The organism is Polaromonas aquatica, assembly GCF_042659145.1.
Classification (GTDB): Bacteria; Pseudomonadota; Gammaproteobacteria; order Burkholderiales; family Burkholderiaceae_C; genus Polaromonas; species Polaromonas aquatica.
Map to the genome: position 1 here is coordinate 165,979 of NZ_JBHSRS010000084.1, position 18,727 is coordinate 184,705.

Genomic DNA, 18,727 nt, shown 5'->3' on the forward strand with positions numbered 1-18,727 from the left:
GCAGAGCGTGACGCTATGAGGCGTTCCAGAGACAACGCAAAACATCTCGCGGCCATGGAAAAGCTGGACGCTAAAGCTCAGGCTGCTGCAGCGGTACGTGAGCACGAAGAATATCTTCAGCGTCTTATATCCATACATAGCACTTGCTCAGTATCCACAGACTGGCACTCCCGAGCGAACGAACCGGCACCCCGGGAACCATGCTACAGCGCGAAGAATGAAAGCCATGCAAGGCTTGCTATGGAACTTTACAAACCATCATTTCTATCCCGCCTTTTTGGTCAAGTTGAAAAACAAAAGCGAAAGCTATCGGATGCAATGGACGCGGGGAAGCGACAAGACGAACAGCTCTTTTCGCAGGAATCTGCCAAATATCCACAAGAGCTTGCTGACCATCAAGAGCAAGTGGCGTTCTCCCGGCGAGTTCTGAAGGCTGATCCCGAAGCACTGCTTGAAGCAGTGAAGCTTTTCGAACCTCTGTCATCCATCGGCTTGCTCGGTGAACATATGCAATTGACAGTTCCCAAACCCAACGTCCTTGCAATTGAGCTCACAGTTCACAGCGAAGATGTCGTTCCCAAAGAGCGAGCCAAGCTTCTGGCGTCGGGCCGTGCCAGCGTCAAGCCTATGCCAAAGGGAGAGTACTACCGCCTGTATCAAGATCACGTATGCAGCGCAGGGCTTCGGGTCGCACGCGAACTGATGGCATTGCTTCCCATCGAAGAAGTTATCGTTACCGCAGTTGATGACTTGCTTGATCCCTCGACAGGACATCTAAAAAGAAGCGCTATTCTTTCTTTTCGAGCACCGAGGCAAACAATCTCTCAATTGAACTTCCACGCGATTGATCCGTCCGATGCAATGCGCAATTTCGTCCACAACATGAGCTTTACCCCAACCAATGGATTCAAAACAGTGGAACGGCTAGTGATCTGAAATGAGTCAACTCGACTCCTCATCAGACGTATGTCTGCGACATATTATTTTCAGCATCTTCCTTTTTTGATGATTTCGAGAGACTCTGCTGTGATTTAACTCAAAAGAGCTTGGCTTTCGATTTGATTCATTTAAGACGGGCTAAGTCTCTATTGCATTGTTACAGGTGAAGTCCTTCGCCCCAACGCCCAAGCAAAAAACACACCCTCCAACGCCATCACCACCCCAGCCCCGGCAATCACCACACTGCTGCCAATCCGGTCCATCAGGCTCGCGGCCAGCACCACGCCAATGGACTGGCCTAAAAACAGGAACGATGAAAACAGCGACACCGCTGTGCCGCGTGCCTCTGGCGCCATGCCTGTGGCGGTGGCCTGCATGGTGTTGTGGAACATGAAAAATCCGAAGCCCGCAAACAGGCTGGCCGGTATGGCGGGCAGCCAGTGCGGCGTGAAGGCCAGCACGCAGGCGCATACGCCAACAATGGCACCGCCCCAAATGACAAGGCCCTGCTGGCCGAAACGCGCAATCAGATTGCGGCCCATGAACATGTAGAGCATGCCGCCCAGACCGTAGAGCGCCACCACCGCACCGGCCATGGAAAGTGACAGACCCAGCCTCTGGTGCAGGTGCGTTGCCCATATCGCCAGCACACCAAAACCAACGGCGCCCTCCACCACCGCCATCAGCAGCACGGTGCGCGACCAGGAGCCGGTGACGATGATCATGGCCTGTTTGACAAAGCCGGGGAGCACCACCGGCTGGACCGCATCTGCGGCCTGGGGCACAACAACTGCGCGCTGGGGCAACAGCGTGACGCCCTGGCGGCGCAGGTCTGTGTAGAGCAAGGTGCCGACCACGGTGAACAGCACCGTCATGAAAACAAAACACCAGCGCCAGCCCAGGGCGTCGGTCAGCAGGCCGCCCAACAACTGGCCTATGACCAGGCCCAAGGTGCTGCCCAGGCCGGTGCGTGTGAGCATTTCCTGCAGGCGGTCGGTCGGCACCGAGTCGCCCACCCAGGCCATGGCCAGTGGAATCAGGCCGGCAGCGCCCACCGCCATCAGCAGGCGGGCAAACAAAAGCACGTCAAGGCTGCCGGCCAGCACGGCCACAAGGCTGCCCACGCTGCAGAAAAATGCGGACAGGGTAACGATGCGGTACTTGCCCATCCGGTCACCCAGCGGGCCGAAGAAAAGTTGCGCTATGCCATAGGTGATGGCAAAGACCGACACAACCTGCGCGGCCTGCGCCAGGCCTACAGAAAACACGCGCGACAACTCGGGCAGCATGGCGTCGCAAATGCGCTGCCCCACCATGCTGGAGAAGGTGGCCGTTGAAAGAAGAAAAATGGAGCGCCGGGTGGCGGCTGAGACGGAGTCGGGAGAGGTCACTGTGTGGCGTGCGTTGTGTTCATCAGGATGTGAATCCGTTCGGGCGAGCCTGCCAAAGCCCTGCGGCAGGGCCAGCCCTGAATCTTGCCGTGCCGAAGGGCTTAGGGTGTACGGTCATGACAGCCCCTTCGGCACGGGTTTGCAAGGCAGAGTCAGATCGCCTTGCCCAAACGTGCAACACCCTCTTTAATCTTCTCGACATCCGCCGTGGCAAAACTCAAGCGGAAAGTCGCCACATCCGGATTGGCCGCAAAGAACGGCGCACCAGGCACAAAGGCCACGCCCTGCTCAATCGCGCGTTTGGCGAATTCGCCGGCGTCACTGACCTTGCCGCCCTTGCCTGTCAGCCGCGCCCAGAAGAACAGGCCGCCCGCTGGCTGCGTGAACTCGACCGCATCACCCAGCTCGCGCGTGAGTGCATCGCCCATGGCCCTGGCGCGTTCGGCGTAGACCTTGCGTACGTTGGCCAGTGTGGCGGGCATGCGGCCGGCCTTGAGGTACTGGGCTGCGGTGGCCTGGGCAAAGGTGCTGGTGTGTGCGTCGCTGAACTGCTTGCACATGACGGCGTTGGCCAGCAGCGCAGGCTGGGCAATCATCCAGCCCACACGCAGGCCTGGTGACAGCACTTTTGACAATGAGCCGCAATGCACCAGCAGGTCTCTAGAGCCGGGCACGCTGCCGCTCAGGGCCAGCAACGACGGCGGCGGCGCCTCGCCAAAGTAGAGGTCGCCGTACGGGTCGTCTTCAACCATCAGGGTGTTGTATTTGACGGCCATCTCCAGCACCTTTTTGCGGCGCTCCAGGCTGAGCATGGCGCCGCTGGGGTTGCCGAAGGTGGGGATCAGGTAAACAAATTTTGGCTTGTGCTCGGCGATGAGTTTTTCAAGCTCGTCGGTCTTGACGCCGTTGCCGTCCACCGGGGCGCTGATGAGTTCTGCGCCGTAGAGGCGAAAGCACTGGATGGTGGCCAGAAAAGTCGGGCCTTCCACAATCACCTTGTCACCGGGCGAGATCAAACATTTGCCGAGCAGATCAAGCGCCTGCTGGCTGCCGGTGGTGACGATCAGGTTGTCGGGCGCAACGTCTTTGGCGCCCTTGGTCGCCATAAAGGCACTGAGCTGCTCGCGCAGCGGCTGGTAGCCCTCGGTGGCGCCGTACTGCAGCGCGCCGCCCGGCTCTTCTGCCAGGGCCTGGGCGCAGGCCTGCTTGATGCCCTCGACATCAAACATGGCCGGGTCGGGAAAGCCGCCGGCAAAGCTGATGATGCCGGGCTTGCCCAGCAGCTTGAAGAGTTCACGAATGGCGGAGGTTTCGACGTTGTTCAGGCGGTCGGCAAATTGCAATGGCATGGCTGGGGTTCTCTATTGCGTTTTAAGGGGTGACCCGTATTGTCGCCAATTGCAAGTGGCGGCGTCGGGTGTGGCACAGGTGTGTACCGGGCAATCATGGCTCTGCCATACAGATTTAATCACCTTTAAACGATTAATTGATTTTATTGCATATTTACGATAATATGAAAATATCACTTAAAGGTGGTAATACCCAATGAGCACATTCACGACCTATCCCGTTCAGTCGCCGGCACAACTTTCAGTGCACATCAAGTCGCTACGCAAAGCACGCGGGCTCACGCAGGCAGCCCTGGGTGAGCGCATCGGCGTAAAGCAGGTACGTATGGCCGATATTGAGAACAACCCGGCAGCTGTCAGCCTGGACCAGCTACTGCAGGTTTTGCATGCGCTGGACGCGCGCTTGCTGCTGGCCGACACCAGGCTCTACGCCAGCCACGCACCGGTGCCGCCGCCGTCAGCACAAAGCCCTTCGACCGACTGGTAACAGGCAGGCAATCGCATGGCATTCAAAGACCTTGACGTATGGATGAACGGCCAGCACGTGGGCCAGTGGTTCTGGACGCGCACGGGCACCCCGGGCCTGCATTACGAAACAAGCTGGGTGCGGTCGTCCAACGCACGGCCATTGTCGGTGTCGCTGCCCATCCCGGCCGGCGGTGGCGACGTGATGGGTACCGCTGTTGAAAATTATTTCGACAACCTCTTGCCCGACAGCAAGCGCATACGTGATCGGCTACGAAGGCGCTTCACGCTTCCTTCAACAAGGGCGGCAGACTTGCTGGCCGCAATTGGCCGCGATTGCGTTGGCGCCGTTCAGTTGATGCCGGTCGGCATGCAACCACCCAGGCACGACCAGATCGACAGCACACCGCTGACCGATATACAGGTCGAGAGCCTGATTGCAGATGTCGACAACGACTCACCGGACGAGCATTCGATAGCGCATGATTTTCGTATTTCCATCGCCGGGGCGCAGGAGAAAACAGCACTGCTGCGAATTGGTGATCGCTGGCACCTGCCCGAAGGCGCGACGCCTACAACACACATTTTCAAATTGCCGCTGGGCCTGATAGGCAACATGCGCGCGGACATGATGGACTCGGTTGAGAACGAGTGGCTATGCGCAAAGCTGCTGGGTGAACTTGGATTTGACGTGGCGCCTACAGAGATGGCCCTGTTCGGCCAGCAAAAAGTTCTGGTCGTCGAGCGTTTTGACCGGCAGTGGATGGACAACAAGCGCTGGATTGCGCGCCTGCCGCAGGAAGATTTTTGCCAGGCGAACGGCTGGCCGGGCGATCTGAAGTATGAAAGCGATGGCGGACCAGGCATGCGGGCCGGTTTTACGCTGTTATCAGGCAGCAGCAACGCCAGGGCAGACAGCCTGCAGTTTGCATTGGTGCAACTCGCCTTCTGGATCATGGCCGCCACAGACGGCCACGCCAAAAATTTCTCTATCTTTCTCGAACGCGGCGGCGGCTATCGCATGACGCCGCTGTATGACGTGCTGTCTGCATGGCCCATCATCGGCAACGGGCCCAACCAGGTCAGCCCGCAGCGCGCCAAACTGGCGATGGCCCTGCGCAGCAAAAACGCGCACTACCACCTGCAGGAAATCCACACACGTCACTGGCAAACACTGGCACAGCAAAGCGGCGTGCCCAACGCCTTCGACAGCATGGTGGCGCTGGTGCTGCAGGTGCCGGATGCGCTTGTGCGGGCAGAGGCCTTGTTGCCCAAGGGTTTTCCTGCCAAAGTATTCAAAGCCATACGCACGGGCATGCTTGCACAGGCCCGGCGTTTTACAGACGAATTGCCCTGAAAGGAGCACCCATGTCACCCGAAATAAAAACCTTCCCACCGGTGCGCCTGGCCTATATGCGCTACACAGGCCCCTACGGCCACCCGGACATTGCGATGCACTGGCAGCGCTTCGGGCAGTGGTGCGAGGCCCAAGGCCTGATGAAGCCGCGCCGCAAGATGTACGGCATCAGCCTGGACAACCCCATGGTGACACCGCCCAATGAATGCCGTTATGACCTGGGCGTTGAGGTGGATGCAAGCTTCAAGGTAACCGATGCGGCCACGTCTGGCGTGGCGATACAGCAGTTTGAGGGCGGACCTTATGCCTGCCAGCCCTTCAATGGCACTGCAGCACAGATCGGCATGGCGTGGATGGCGATGTTTGGCCAGGCCCTGCCCATGAGCGGGCTGCAGCGCGAAGACAAGCCTTCAATGGAGGTGTACCTGGAAGACTTCGAGATGGACCCGAACACCTTTGCCTTCGGTTGCCTGCTCTGCGTGCCGGTGAAGGCGCTGTAGTACCCCGGCGCAAAATAGAAGTTTCGTTCCATCAAAACTCCAGCCAATCTCCCGATGCAAAAGTTTCTTTTACCCCTGAAAAAGTTCCTTCTCGTCGGGCTGCTCCTGGCAGCGCCCCATGCCAGCCTGTGGGCGCAGCGCGGCAATCCCGACGTCGCCTATGCCGGGCAATCCATAGACCAGATGATTGCCGCGTTCATGGCCGAGGAAAAGATTTCCGGCATGGCCGTCGCCATCGTTCAGGCGCCCTACATCACGCGCGTGACCGGTTACGGCCTGGGCGATGTTGCGACCCGCCGCCTGTCGGCCTCGCATACGATGTTCGACATCGGCCAGATGGCGAATGCCTACCTTGCCGTCGCGATACTGCAACTGGTTGAGGGCAACAAGCTTCGCCTCGAAGATGCCGTCGCGAAATTTGTGCCGGCAGCCCCCACGGACCTCACCGTCGGGCAAGCCATTCGCCGCGGTGACGAAACCTCCCGGTGGCTGGCACCCCTGATAGAAAAAGCCGGCGGCCAGTCCGCCGAAGACCATATCCGCGCCAACCAGATCGAACGACTCGGACTCAGGCACACCACATTCGGCAGTGCCCTGCCGTCCCTGCTTTGGGAAAAGACCGCGAGCCCGCACTCCGGCTTCCTCAAAATTCCGGCGCTGATCAACCCGGCCGAGCCCGCCACCGGTTATGCCGGCGCAAGTCCTGTCGCCGTGCCTTCCGGCCTGCGCATCTACGCCTCCGCCGAGGATATTTCACTCTGGGATATCAGCCTCGCCGGCGAGATTCTCATCGCCTCCCCAGCCCTGCGCAAATGGCTTTATTCCGCGCCTGAAGGCGCGGTTTCCTCCGGGCCCTGGTACTTCCCCGGCCACAAAGGCCTGATGGTCACGACAGGGAGCAGCGCCGGGTTTACCTCGCTGCTCAGCCGTTTCACAGATGCCTCCGAGCTGCTTTGCGTGACGCTGCTCGCAAACAGGGAAGACGTGGACCTCACGCAACTGGCGCGCCGTATTGCCGGCGCTTACGACGCCCGCCTCGGCCCACCGCTGGCGACCTCCAGGCTACGCGCCCAGCAAAGCCCTTTCCCCGTGAAGGAAACCATGGGCCGGCTCGAAAAAATCCTGCGTGACCGCGGCACCAAAATCATCGCGCGCATCGACCACGCCCAGGCCGCGCAGGAAGCAAAACTCCAGCTCGCACCCACCGAAGAACTCATCTTCGGCAACCCCGCCGCCGGCACCCTGCTCATGCAGGCCAATCCCGCTGTCGTGATTGATCTCCCCCTGCGCGCGGCCGCCTGGGAAAAAGACGACGCCGTCTGGCTCACCGCGACGGACCCCATGGCCATCACCGCTGACCACGGCATCAAGGGCCGGGATGCATTGACCCTCAAAATGCGGGCCGCCATAGACTCGGCACTGCGCGAAGCCGTCGCGGCGCCCTGAAAATACCGTGATGGCACCGGCCGGGAGGCAGGCCATGCAACTGCCAGGTCAATGACAAGCCCTACACTTCAGGGCATGAAAACCGCCGACATTGCACCGTTTTTTGCCACGCTCAAAGCCGCCAACCCGATGCCGGTGACCGAGCTTGAATACACCAGCGTGTTTGAATTGCTGACGGCCGTGCTGCTGTCGGCCCAGGCCACCGACGTGGGCGTGAACAAGGCCACGCGCAAGCTGTTCCCGGTGGCAAATACACCGCAGGCCATCCTCGACCTGGGCCTGGACGGCCTCGAGGGTTACATCAAGACCATAGGCCTGTACCACAGCAAGGCCAAACACCTGATGCAGACCTGCCGCATGCTGGTGGACCTGCATGGCGGCCAGGTGCCGCGCAGCCGCGAGGCGCTGGAAGCACTGCCCGGCGTGGGCCGCAAGACGGCCAATGTGGTGCTGAATTCGGCTTTCGGCGAAGCCACCATGGCGGTGGACACGCACATCTTTCGCATGGGCAACCGTACAGGACTGGCACCGGGCAAGACGCCGCTGGAGGTGGAACTGAAACTGCTCAAGCGCATTCCCGCCGAATACCTGGTGGACGCACACCACTGGCTGATATTGCACGGGCGTTATGTCTGCGTGGCCCGCACACCGCGCTGCTGGGAATGCGCGGTGAGCGCGTATTGCGACTACACACCCAAGACGCCGCTACCGGCCTGAAGCGCCGGACCTGTTCAGGCCCCTTTCCAGGCCGGGCTTCTTTTGGCTACAAAGGCGTCCACCCCCTCGCGGAAATCAGCGCTGCCGTAGCAGCGGCGTACCAGGTCCTCGTCAGCCGGCAATCCCTGGGCCGTGATGCGGCGCAGGCCCTCGCGGGTCACGCTTTGGGTCACCGGCGCCAGGGCACCCAGCCGCTCGCACAGCCTCGCCAAATCGGCATCAACCTCGCCAGCCTCGCTGAGCTGCAGCAAAAAGCCGCAGGCCAGTGCCTCGTCCGCTGAAATAATCTCGGCCAGCAGCAGCATGCGTTTGACGCGCGGCATACCCCACACCGCGCTGAGCCGCGCCAGGTTTGCGACCGACAGGCAGTTGCCCAATGTTTTTGCAATCGGCACGCCAAAGCGCGACGCGGGTGTAGCGATGCGAAAGTCGCAGGCGGTGGCAATGGCCAGGCCGCCGCCTATGGCCCAGCCCTCAACCACGGCCACGCTGGGCATGGGCAACGATTCGAGTTTCTGGATGCACTGGTCAATCTGCCGCTCATAAGCCACGCCGTCTTCACCGCTGTCACGGCTGCTGCCAAAGGCCTTGAACTGCTCGATGTCCGTGCCCGCCACAAAGGCCTCGCCCCCGGCGCCGCGAAACGTCACCACGCGCACCGAGGCATCCGCCTGCAGCGTGTCGCATATCTGGCCGAGCTGGCCGTACATAGCCCAGGTCATGGCGTTGCGCGCTTGTGGGCGGTCGAACACCACGGAAGCGAGGCCACCCTGAACAAACAGACTCACCGTACCTTCACTCATATTGAAAATGCTCCCTGGGCCTGCAACCCGGCACGGCCGGCCGCGTCTATGCCCAGTTCAGCCAGCACCTCGTCGGTGTGCTCACCCAGCAAGGGCGGATGCCGGCGCACCTGCTGCGGTGTGCCGGACAGCTTGACCGCAAAACCGATGTTGGGCGCCTTGCCCTCAATCGGGTGGTCGATCTCCATGCGCATCTCGCGTGCCTTGGCATGCTCGCTGCCGAAGGCCTCGGGATAGGTCAGGATGGGACCGGCAGGAATGCCGGCTTCGAGGAAAAGGGACACCCAGTAATCCTTGGGCTTGAGACGGAATGATTTCTCCAGCTCCAGCTCCAGCGCGTGCCGGTTCGCCAGGCGCAGCGAGATGGTGGAGAAACGTTCGTCGGCCAGCAGCTCTTCGCGGCCCATCAGCTTGCACAGTTGCAGCCACAGCTTCTGGTTGTTGGCGCCCATGACAAAGTAACCATCGGAGCAGGCCATGGCCTGGTAAGGTGCGGTCATTTTGTTCGAGGTGCCCAGAGGCTCCGGCTCCTTGCCCGTGCCCCAGTAGTCGCAAATGTCCCAGACCGAGAAAGCCAGCGCCGAATCGAACAGGGATGCGTCCACATGCTGGCCCTGCCCGCTGGATTTGGCGCCTATGTAGGCGGACAAGGTGGCGTAAACGGCGAACAGGGCGCAGCCTATGTCGGCCACCGGCACACCGGCCTTCACCGGCGGGCCGTCGGGGTAGCCGGTCACGCTCATCACGCCCGACATGGCCTGCGCCATGAGGTCAAAACCCGGTCGGTCGGCCCAGGGACCGGTCTGGCCGAAGCCCGAGATGCTGGTGTAGACGAGACGCGGGTTGATTTCCTTCACGGCCTCATAACCCAGGCCCAGGCGCTTCATGGCGCCGGGGCGGTAGTTTTCAAGCAGGATATCGGCGTCCTTCACCAAACGCAGCAGCACCTCGCGCCCGGCCTTCGACTTCAGGTTGAGCGTGACGCTGCGCTTGTTGCGGTTCATGTTCAGGAAGCCCAGGCTGTCGGGGCCCTTCATCTTGAAACCCATGGCGCCGCGCGTCTGGTCACCGCCGCCGGGCGGCTCGATCTTGATCACGTCGGCGCCCAGGTCGGCCAGCAGCATGCAGGCGTAAGGCCCGGCCATGACCTGGCTGATGTCCAGCACGCGCACGCCTTCGAGAGGAAGTTTTTTCATGTGAGATTCCGTTCAAGTGTCACCGCGGAACCGGCTTCGCCGGGCCGCAGGTGGCGCCCCCTTGAGGGGGGAGCGCCGGAGGCGCTTCGGGGGTGGTTCATGCTTCTCCCTTGACGCCTCCGTCCTTGATGATCTTCGCCCACTTGATCTGCTCGGCGCGCATGAAGTCGCCGAACTTCTCGGTCGACCCCCCGCCATCCTGGGCGCCCGAGGCGGCCAGCTTTTCCATCACGTCGGGCATCAGCATGACCTTGTTGATGTCCTCGTTCATGCGTTTGGCCATGGCCAGAGGCATCTTCGCGGGACCGGCCAGCCCGTACCAGGTCGTCGCCTCAAAACCGGGGAAGCCCGATTCGGCCATGGTCGGCACGTTGGCATAGGCAGGCACGCGCTGCAGGCGCGTCTGCGCCAGGGCAAGGGCCTTGCCGCTCTTCACGTGGGGCGTGGCCGCCGTCATGGTGTCAAAGCTGTACTGGATGTTCCCGCCTATCAGGTCGGTGAGCATGGGGCCAGAGCCCTTGTACGGCACGTGGATGGCCTTGACCTTGGCGGCCAGCATGAACATCTCCAGCGCCAGATGCTGCGCGCTGCCGGTGCCGGCAGAGCCGAAGCTCACCGCACCGGGGTTGGCGCGGCACAGCTCGACCAGGTCCTTCACGGTCCTGGCCGGCTGGTTTTCGTTGCAGATCAGCAGGTTGGGCGTGACGCCGACCAGCACGACCGGCTGGAAGTCCTTTGCCGCGTCGTAGTTCACTTTTTGCAGGGCCGGTGTGATCGCCTGGCTGTTGATGTGCGCCATCAGCAGGGTGTTGCCGTCACCAGGCTGCTTGGCCACGTAGTCCGCGGCGATGGTGCCCGAGGCGCCCGCCTTGTTCTCGACGATGACCTGCGTCTTCCACATGTCGCCCAGCTTCTGGCCGATCACCCGCGCCAGGATATCGGTGCCGCCACCGGGCGCGAAGCCGACGATGATGCGCACCGGCCCGGCCGGCAAGCCCTGCGCGAGGATCAGTGACGGAAAGGCCAGTGCCGCGGCACCGGCGGTGACAAGGGTTCTGCGTTGCATGTTTGTCTCCAGTAGGTTGTTTTTGAAGTCATCAGAAAAGAAACGCGGGGAAAAAGCAAAGCGGGAAAGCGGGAAAGTGAAAACGGTTGTCAGGCGGCCTTGCGCTGCGGCACCACGGCGGCGTGGCTTGAAAAATGGTCCATCGCTGCCTGCACGCCCGAGCCGGCGAGCTTGACGCCGGAAAGCTTGAGGCCCATCTCGCAGCCACTCAAGGCCGCCATCAGGGTCAGGTCGTTGCAGTCGCCGAGGTGGCCTATGCGGAACATCCGGCCCTTGACCTTGCCCAGGCCGGTGCCCAGCGAGCAGTCAAAACGTTCGTAAATGATCTTGCGCACCGCGTCCGCATCCACGCCCTCGGGCATCATCACGCCGGTCAGCACGGGTGAGTACACGGCCGGATCGGCGCACTGGATCTGCAGGCCCCAGGCCTTGACGGCGGCGCGCACACCGACAGCCCAGCGCTGGTGGCGCGCAAACACTGTCTCAAGCCCGTGCTCCAACAGCATGTCGCAGGCCTCGCTCAAGGCGTAGAGCAGGTTGGTGTTGGGCGTGGACGGCCAGTAACCGGTCTTGTTCATTTCAATGATCTCGTCCCAGGCCCAGAAGGCCTTGGGCAAGGTGGCTTTTTTGCTGGCCTCGATGGCCTTGGCCGAGACCGCATTGAAGCTGATGCCGGGCGGCAGCATCAGGCCCTTTTGCGAGCCGCTGATGCTGACATCCACACCCCACTCGTCATGCCGGTAGTCGGCCGAGGCCAGGCCGGAGATGGTGTCCACCAGCAGCAGCGCCGGGTGTTTTGCGGCATCGATGGCCTTGCGCACGGCGGCGATGTTGCTGGTCACGCCGGTGGAAGTTTCGTTGTGCACCACGCAGACAGCCTTGATGGCATGTTGTGTGTCGGCTTTCAGGCGTTCCTCGATAAGGCTGGCCTGGACACCGTGACGCCACACGTCGGCGCCGGCATGGGAAAGGACTTCGGTTTTAAGGCCGAGCCGCGTTGCCAGCTTTTGCCACAGGGCGGCAAAGTGGCCGGTCTCGTACATCAGCACATGGTCACCCGCGCTCAGGGTGTTGGCCAGCGCAGCCTCCCAGGCGCCCGTGCCCGATGCCGGGTAAATCATCACCGGCTGTTTTGTCTGGAAGATTTTTTTGATGTCTGCCAGCACCTTGAGGCCCAGCGCCGCAAACTCGGGGCCGCGGTGGTCAATGGTGGGCAGGCTCATGGCCCGCAGGACGCGGTCCGGCACAGGCGATGGACCCGGGATCTGTAAAAAATGTCGCCCCGTGGGGTGAAAGTCGAGCGTCAGCATGACGAAGTTCTCCTTGAAATATTTTTCATTTTTTGCATACAAAATTCATTTGTCAACAACATCAAGGGTATTCACCTGTATTTGACACGCCTTGTTTTTGCATACAAAATTTGAAAATGACAGCAGAAATCATTTCCATACCGCGCGCCGCACTGCATGAACAGGTGGCGCAGCGGCTGCGCCAGATGCTGGTTGAAAACCGCATCCCGCCGGGCGCAAAACTCAATGAACGCGAACTCAGCGAGGTGCTCAATGTCTCGCGCACCCCGTTGCGTGAGGCCATCAAGATGCTGGCCGCCGAAGGCCTGGTGGAGCTGCTGCCCAACCGCGGTGCGATTGCCGTGGAACTGAGCGAAGCCGATGTGCTGAACACCTTTGAGGTCATGGCCGGGCTGGAAGCCCAGTCGGGCGAACTCGCGGCACAGCGCATTACCGACGCGGAGCTGGCCGAAATCAAGGCCATGCATTACGAGATGCTGGCCGCCTACACCCGGCGCGACCTGCCCGGCTATTACCGGCTCAACGCCGCCATACATCGCGCCATCAATGCGGCAGCCAAAAACCCCGTGCTGCTGGCCACCTACAACCAGGTCAACGCACGGCTGCAGGCCCTGCGCTTTCGCTCCAACCAGGACGAAGACAAGTGGCGCAGTGCCGTGAAGGAACACGAACAGATGGTGGCCGCGCTGACGGCCCGCGACCCGGTAGCCATGCGCGCCGTGATGGCAAGCCACCTGGCCAACAAGCTGAGCACGGTGATCCAGCAGTTGCGTGCGGCCGGCGCAGGCGGCAGCTCCCAATCGAAGGACTGGAAAGCCTGACATGAACGCCCCACTCCCGTTAAAGATCACCCGGGCAACGGCCGCCCATGCCTATGAAGATGTGGCGCGCCTCGGCAACGAGGTCGCAGGGCAACTGGCCGCACGGCTGGCGGCAGAGACCGAAGGCGAGGTGCTGTTCTCAAGTGCCGACAAGGGCCGTTATGCCACCGACGCTTCCATATACCAGATGATGCCGGCCGGCGTGTTTGTGCCGCGCAGCATGCCTGATGTGCAGACCGCGCTGGACATTTGCCGCGACATGAATGTACCCATCGTTGCGCGCGGCGGCGGCACCAGCCAGTGCGGCCAGACGGTGGGCGCAGGGCTGGTGATGGACCACTCCAAACACCTGCGCAACATCATTGACCTCAACGCGGAAAACCGCACAGTGGAAGTGGAGCCCGGCATCGTGCTGGACCACCTGAACGCCGCACTCAAAAAACACGGCCTGTGGTACCCGGTGGATGTGTCCACCAGCGCGCAGGCCACGCTGGGCGGCATGGCCGGCAACAACTCCTGCGGCAGCCGCAGCATTGCCTACGGCAACATGGTGCACAACGTGTTGGGCGTGCAGGCCTGGACCTCCGACAGCACGCTGCTGCAACTCGGCCCCTATGCCGGCAGCAGCGGCAAGGCCCGCGAACTGGGCGATTATGTGCGCGGACTCGCACAGCAGTTGCAGCCCGAGATTGCACAGCACTGGCCCAAAGTGATGCGGCGTGTGGGCGGCTACAACCTGGATATTTTTGATCCGCGCAGCGAGCGGCCCTACACCACGGACGGCTCCGTCAACCTCGCGCACCTGCTCATAGGCAGCGAAGGCACGCTGGCACTGACAAAGTCGCTCACGCTGCAACTGAGTGAGCTGCCGCAGGCCAAGGTGCTGGGCGTGGTGAACTTCCCGACCTTTTACCGCGCCATGGATGCAGCGCAACACATCGTCAAACTCGGAGGCGGCACGCTGACAGCGGTTGAACTGGTGGACCGCACCATGATTGACCTGTCGCTGCAAAACCCGGTGTTTGCGCCCGTGATCCGCAGCGCACTGATCGGCAACCCGGCGGCTGTCTTGCTGGTTGAATTTTCCGGCAACAGCAAAACCGAACTGCTGCCAAAACTCAGGCGCCTGAGCGAGTTGATGGGCGATTTGCTGCTGCCGGATTCGGTGGTCGAGCTGGTGGACGATGCCCCGCAAAAAGCCCTGTGGGAAGTGCGCAAGGCCGGCCTCAACATCATGATGAGCCTGAAGGGCGACGGCAAGCCTGTGAGTTTTATAGAAGACTGCGCCGTGCCGCTGGAGCACCTGGCCGAGTACACAGATGCGCTCACCGAAGTGTTCAAAAAATACGGCAGCAAGGGCACCTGGTATGCCCATGCCTCCGTCGGCACGCTGCATGTGCGGCCCATCCTGGACATGCGGCGCGAAGGCGCACCCAAGATGCGCGCGATTGCCGAAGAAGCCTCAGCGCTGGTGCGCAAGTTCAAGGGTGCCTACAGCGGCGAGCACGGTGACGGCCTGTGCCGCGGCGAGTGGATTTCATGGCAGTTCGGGCCCAGGATCACCGAGGCATTTGCCGGCATCAAGCAGATGATGGACCCCCTGAACCTGCTTTGCCCCAGCCGCATCGTCAACCCGCCAAAGATGGACGACACACGGCTGATGCGCTTTGCACCCAGCTACACGGTCATACCCATACGCACTGCCCTCGACTGGCGCGCCTGGGACGTGCAGAACGACCCGGCCACCGAATTGACCAGCGCACCGGGCAGCGGCGGCGACCCGGCCAATGGTTTTGCCAAGGCCGTGGAGATGTGCAACAACAACGGCCACTGCCGCAAGTTCGACGCCGGCACCATGTGCCCCAGCTACCGCGTCACACGTGATGAAAAACATTTGACACGCGGCCGCGCCAACACGCTGCGCCTGGCGCTGTCGGGGCAACTGGAAGGATTAAAAGCCGAAGACGCCTTCACCAGCGAAGCCGTATATGATGCGCTGGACCTGTGCGTGGGCTGCAAGGGCTGCAAACGCGACTGCCCTACAGGCGTGGACATGGCCAAAATGAAGGTGGAGTTTTTGCACCACTACAAGGCCAGGCATGGCTATACGCTGAAAGACAGGCTGGTTGCAAAACTCCCCGACTACGCACCCTGGGCCAGCCGCCTTGCACCGCTGCTGAACCTGCGCGACAGGATTCCCGGCCTGGCCGCCCTGAGCGAAAAGCTGACGGGTTTTTCTGCAAAACGCACATTACCGCAATGGAAGAGCAAAACCTTTTTCAGCGCCCCGCCCCGCACGGCCACACGCGAAGAGGTGCTGGCAGCCGACAAGCCCGTGGTGCTGTTTGTGGACACGTTTAACGGTTATTTCGAGTCTGAAAACGCATTTTCAGCATTAAAAGTGCTCGCGGCCGCCGGCTACAGCGCGCATGTAGCTACAAAAAAAATAGCAGACGGAAAGAGCCTGTGCTGCGGCCGCACTTACCTGGCAAGCGGCATGGTCAGCGAGGCCAAAGCCAAGGCGCGCGAACTGGTCGATGCCCTGCTGCCCTTTGCAGAAAAAGGCATTGCCATCGTCGGGCTGGAACCCTCATGCCTGCTGACCCTGCGCGACGAAATGCTGGTGATGGGTTTGGGCGAGGCCGCACAAACCATCAGTGACCACGCCCTGCTGCTGGAGGAATTCCTGGCGCGCGAGGCAACAGCCGGCAGGCTGGAGATGCTCAAGGCGGCCCTGCAGCCTGTCAGCCAACCCATACTGCTGCACAGCCATTGCCACCAGAAAGCCTTTGGCGCGGTAAGCCCCATCATGGAGGTGCTCAAGTTGATCCCCGGCGCAAAACCCGAACTGATCGAGTCAAGCTGCTGCGGCATGGCCGGCAGTTTTGGCTACGAGGCCAGCCACTACGAGGTGTCCATGCAGATGGCTGAACTCAGCCTGCTGCCGGCAGTGCGCAAGCAGCCCGATGCGATTGTGGTGGCCGACGGCACCAGTTGCCGCCACCAGATCAGGGACGGCGCGCAGCGCGAGGCGATTCATGTGGCGCAATTGCTGGCGCAGCAGTTGCCAGCCTGAGGTCATCTGCCTGGCTGCTATTTTTTTGATAGCTGGCTGCGCGCAATCCACGGCGGCCACAGCCATTTTTTATTTAAAATTTGGCCTCACCGGTCACACTGGGGACTGGAATCCTTCCAGTTCTCAGTCGACACCACGCTCACAGCGCCGGCGGCATTGCGCCGCAAATAAAGCGTCTTGCCTTCTATGTCCTGCGGACCCGGTGAGGTCTTTTCGGCATTGATTACCAGGCACATCAGCCATGCCTGCTCGATGTTGCCGGCAAAGGTATTGCCGGTGGCCAGCGTGGGGCCTGAAAGTATCCGGAAGGGTTTTCGCCGGTTGAGGGCTCGGCCCTTGCCCTGGAAGTATCTGGTGATGGCGGCATTCACCATGGCATCCGTCGGCACCGGGCCTGCCGAACGGAGCATCTTTTCGGCAGGTGCTGCCTGCGCCGTGGCCACCGCCAGCAGGCAGGCTGCCACAAGAGAAAAAGCGTTCAGGTGCGCTTTGATGCCCATGCCCACAGCCATGCCCCGCCAACAATCATCGGCACGCACAGCCACTGGCCCATGCTCATGCCCAGTGCAAGAATGCCCAGGAACTCGTCAGGCTCGCGGAAAAACTCGGCGATAAAACGGAACACGCCGTAGCCGAACAGGAATGCACCCGAGACCTGGCCCATCTTGCGCGGCTTGCGGGCATACAGCCAGAGCAGCACGAATAGCAACAGGCCTTCCATGAGGAACTGGTAAACCTGCGACGGGTGGCGCGGCAGCATGGAACCGCTGTCCTTGAACACCATGCCCCATGGCAGGTCCGGCGAAGAGAAACGGCCCCACAGCTCGCCGTTGATAAAGTTGCCGACACGCCCTGCCGCCAGCCCGGTGGGCACGCAGGGGGCAATAAAGTCCATCACCTGCAGCCACGGCCGGTTGCGGCTGCGGGCAAACCAGAGCTGCGAGGCCAGCACACCCAGCATGCCGCCATGAAAACTCATGCCGCCCTGCCACACCGCAAAAATCTCCAGCGGGTGCGAAAGGTAATAACCCGGTTTGTAGAAAAGGCAGTAACCGATACGCCCGCCAATCACCACGCCCATGACACCGAGGAAGAGGATGTCCTCGATGTCCCTGCGCGACCAGGCGCCGGGCCCGGTGATCGATGCATAGGGTTCATGGCGCAGCCGCAGCGTGGCCAGGAAAAAGAACAGGCCAAAGGCGGCCAGGTAGGTCAGGCCATACCAATGGATGGCCAGCGGGCCGATTTGCAGGGCGATGGGGTCGATTTGGGGGTGGATCAGCATGGACCTATTTTGCACGCAAGTAATGAAGGAGCCGCATTAACGCTCATGGCCGGTGTCCCCGGTGATAAAGCCCACAAAACGCTCCAGCACCGGATTCGTGTTGTTGCGCGTCCAGGCCAGGCTGGTTTCGCACCCAGGCACTTTGGCGGACGGTTTTCCAGCGGGCACTGTTCTGTAGACCACGCCCGGCCGCTGGAACTGGCGCACGCTCTCGGGCACCCAGGCCAAGCCCAGGCCGGCCGACACCAGGTTCACAATGGTCTGCATCTGTATGGCCTCCTGCGCCACCTCGGGCGAGCGGCCGGCCGCGTGGTACATCGCAAGAATGGCGTCATAAAGCGAAGGCACGATGCGCCGCGGAAAAATCACCAGCGGCTCCGCAAGCACCTTGGCAAGCGGCGGTGCCTGCAGCGACGCCAGCGGGTGGTATTCAGGCAGCGCCAGCAACAGCGGCTCGCTGGCGATCCGCACACGCTCCAGCCCGGGCGGCACAAAACTGGGGGCATGTAGCATGAAACCCGCGTCGATCTCGCCGCGCTCCAGCAATTGCAACTGCACGTCGCCGGTGGCTTCTATCAGCTCCAGTGCCAGCCGGGGGTAACGTTCGCGGAACGCACGCACCCACTGCGGCAGCAGGGCAAAACCCACCGTGGACACAAAAGCCAGCCGCAGGTGGCCGACCTCGCCGCCGGCGGCCGCACGGGCATGTGCGGGCAAGGCCTGCGCGCGGGTCAGCAGGTCCTGGACTTCGGGAACCAAAGCCGCACCAGCCGCGGTCAGCTTCACGCTGCGTTTGGTACGGTCAAACAGCTTGAGCCCGAGCACGACCTCCAGGTGGGCGATGGCTTGTGTCAGGGGCGGCTGGGTCATGTTCAGACGCTGGGCCGCCCGGCCGAAATGGAGCTCGTCCGCAAGCGTCACAAACTGGCGCCACAAACGCAGCTCGACCAGCGGTGATTTATCGGACGATCCAGGCAAGTCACTCATATGCCATGCATATTAATAC

The 18,727-nt window shown here is 61.6% G+C and carries 17 protein-coding genes; 8 read left to right on the forward strand and 9 right to left on the reverse strand.

The annotated features are described in order from the left end of the window. The first annotated feature begins 54 nt into the window (after positions 1 to 54). Positions 55 to 936, forward strand: a complete 882-nt coding sequence (locus tag ACFQND_RS22020) for a hypothetical protein (protein ID WP_371439683.1) — start codon at positions 55 to 57, stop codon at positions 934 to 936. A 149-nt stretch (positions 937 to 1,085) separates the two neighbouring features. On the opposite strand, the gene ACFQND_RS22025 is transcribed toward ACFQND_RS22020, so the two are convergent. Together ACFQND_RS22025 and ACFQND_RS22030 are read right to left on the reverse strand one after the other, a co-directional pair. Beyond that, a complete protein-coding gene (locus tag ACFQND_RS22025) occupies positions 1,086 to 2,330 on the reverse strand; it encodes an MFS transporter (RefSeq protein ID WP_371439684.1) in 1,245 nt (414 codons plus the stop codon). A gap of 152 nt (positions 2,331 to 2,482) precedes the next feature. After that, entirely contained in the window at positions 2,483 to 3,679 is a 1,197-nt protein-coding gene (locus ACFQND_RS22030; RefSeq protein WP_371439685.1) for an aminotransferase-like domain-containing protein, read from the reverse strand. A 196-nt stretch (positions 3,680 to 3,875) separates the two neighbouring features. Between ACFQND_RS22030 and ACFQND_RS22035 the strand changes: the two genes are divergently transcribed. The 5 genes from ACFQND_RS22035 (at position 3,876) to nth (ending at position 8,164) form a co-directional block, all read left to right on the forward strand. Beyond that, the gene (locus tag ACFQND_RS22035) at positions 3,876 to 4,166 is read left to right on the forward strand and encodes a helix-turn-helix domain-containing protein (RefSeq protein WP_371439686.1); all 291 of its coding nucleotides are present in this window, start codon (positions 3,876 to 3,878) and stop codon (positions 4,164 to 4,166) included. A gap of 15 nt (positions 4,167 to 4,181) precedes the next feature. Next, positions 4,182 to 5,501 (forward strand): type II toxin-antitoxin system HipA family toxin, encoded by a 1,320-nt coding sequence (locus ACFQND_RS22040; protein ID WP_371439687.1) that lies wholly within the window; start codon positions 4,182 to 4,184, stop codon positions 5,499 to 5,501. Between the two features lie 11 nt (positions 5,502 to 5,512). Continuing rightward, positions 5,513 to 6,001 (forward strand): AraC family transcriptional regulator, encoded by a 489-nt coding sequence (locus ACFQND_RS22045; RefSeq protein WP_377414593.1) that lies wholly within the window; start codon positions 5,513 to 5,515, stop codon positions 5,999 to 6,001. 54 nt (positions 6,002 to 6,055) lie between these two features. Then, positions 6,056 to 7,447 carry a serine hydrolase gene (locus tag ACFQND_RS22050; RefSeq protein ID WP_371439689.1) on the forward strand — a complete coding sequence of 464 codons (1,392 nt, stop codon included), beginning with the start codon at positions 6,056 to 6,058 and terminating at the stop codon, positions 7,445 to 7,447. A gap of 75 nt (positions 7,448 to 7,522) precedes the next feature. After that, on the forward strand, positions 7,523 to 8,164 hold the full coding sequence (gene nth, locus ACFQND_RS22055) for an endonuclease III (protein ID WP_371439690.1): 642 nt from the start codon (positions 7,523 to 7,525) through the stop codon (positions 8,162 to 8,164). A 14-nt stretch (positions 8,165 to 8,178) separates the two neighbouring features. On the opposite strand, the gene ACFQND_RS22060 is transcribed toward nth, so the two are convergent. The 4 genes from ACFQND_RS22060 to ACFQND_RS22075 all read right to left on the reverse strand — a co-directional run bounded on the left by ACFQND_RS22060 (position 8,179) and on the right by ACFQND_RS22075 (position 12,539). Further along, entirely contained in the window at positions 8,179 to 8,967 is a 789-nt protein-coding gene (locus tag ACFQND_RS22060; RefSeq protein WP_371439691.1) for an enoyl-CoA hydratase/isomerase family protein, read from the reverse strand. After that, positions 8,964 to 10,163 (reverse strand): CaiB/BaiF CoA transferase family protein, encoded by a 1,200-nt coding sequence (locus ACFQND_RS22065; protein ID WP_371439692.1) that lies wholly within the window; start codon positions 10,161 to 10,163, stop codon positions 8,964 to 8,966. Before ACFQND_RS22065 ends, ACFQND_RS22060 begins: the two co-directional genes overlap by 4 nt. A gap of 97 nt (positions 10,164 to 10,260) precedes the next feature. Then, entirely contained in the window at positions 10,261 to 11,229 is a 969-nt protein-coding gene (locus tag ACFQND_RS22070) for a Bug family tripartite tricarboxylate transporter substrate binding protein (RefSeq protein ID WP_371439693.1), read from the reverse strand. Between the two features lie 89 nt (positions 11,230 to 11,318). Next, complete coding sequence (locus ACFQND_RS22075) at positions 11,319 to 12,539, reverse strand: pyridoxal-phosphate-dependent aminotransferase family protein (RefSeq protein ID WP_371439694.1); 1,221 nt, start codon at positions 12,537 to 12,539, stop codon at positions 11,319 to 11,321. Positions 12,540 to 12,655: 116 nt separating this feature from the next. Between ACFQND_RS22075 and ACFQND_RS22080 the strand changes: the two genes are divergently transcribed. Then, positions 12,656 to 13,360 (forward strand): GntR family transcriptional regulator, encoded by a 705-nt coding sequence (locus ACFQND_RS22080; RefSeq protein ID WP_371439695.1) that lies wholly within the window; start codon positions 12,656 to 12,658, stop codon positions 13,358 to 13,360. A gap of 1 nt (position 13,361) precedes the next feature. Further along, positions 13,362 to 16,436, forward strand: a complete 3,075-nt coding sequence (locus ACFQND_RS22085) for an FAD-binding and (Fe-S)-binding domain-containing protein (protein WP_371439696.1) — start codon at positions 13,362 to 13,364, stop codon at positions 16,434 to 16,436. Positions 16,437 to 16,522: 86 nt separating this feature from the next. On the opposite strand, the gene ACFQND_RS22090 is transcribed toward ACFQND_RS22085, so the two are convergent. From ACFQND_RS22090 to ACFQND_RS22100, 3 genes are read right to left on the reverse strand one after another with little or no spacing between them, the layout of a single operon-like run. Beyond that, complete coding sequence (locus ACFQND_RS22090) at positions 16,523 to 16,936, reverse strand: hypothetical protein (RefSeq protein WP_371439697.1); 414 nt, start codon at positions 16,934 to 16,936, stop codon at positions 16,523 to 16,525. Then, positions 16,915 to 17,721, reverse strand: coding sequence for a prolipoprotein diacylglyceryl transferase (gene lgt, locus ACFQND_RS22095; protein WP_371439698.1), 807 nt, complete (start codon positions 17,719 to 17,721; stop codon positions 16,915 to 16,917). Before lgt ends, ACFQND_RS22090 begins: the two co-directional genes overlap by 22 nt. A gap of 36 nt (positions 17,722 to 17,757) precedes the next feature. Then, positions 17,758 to 18,708 (reverse strand): LysR substrate-binding domain-containing protein, encoded by a 951-nt coding sequence (locus ACFQND_RS22100; RefSeq protein ID WP_371439699.1) that lies wholly within the window; start codon positions 18,706 to 18,708, stop codon positions 17,758 to 17,760. Positions 18,709 to 18,727 lie beyond the last annotated feature (19 nt).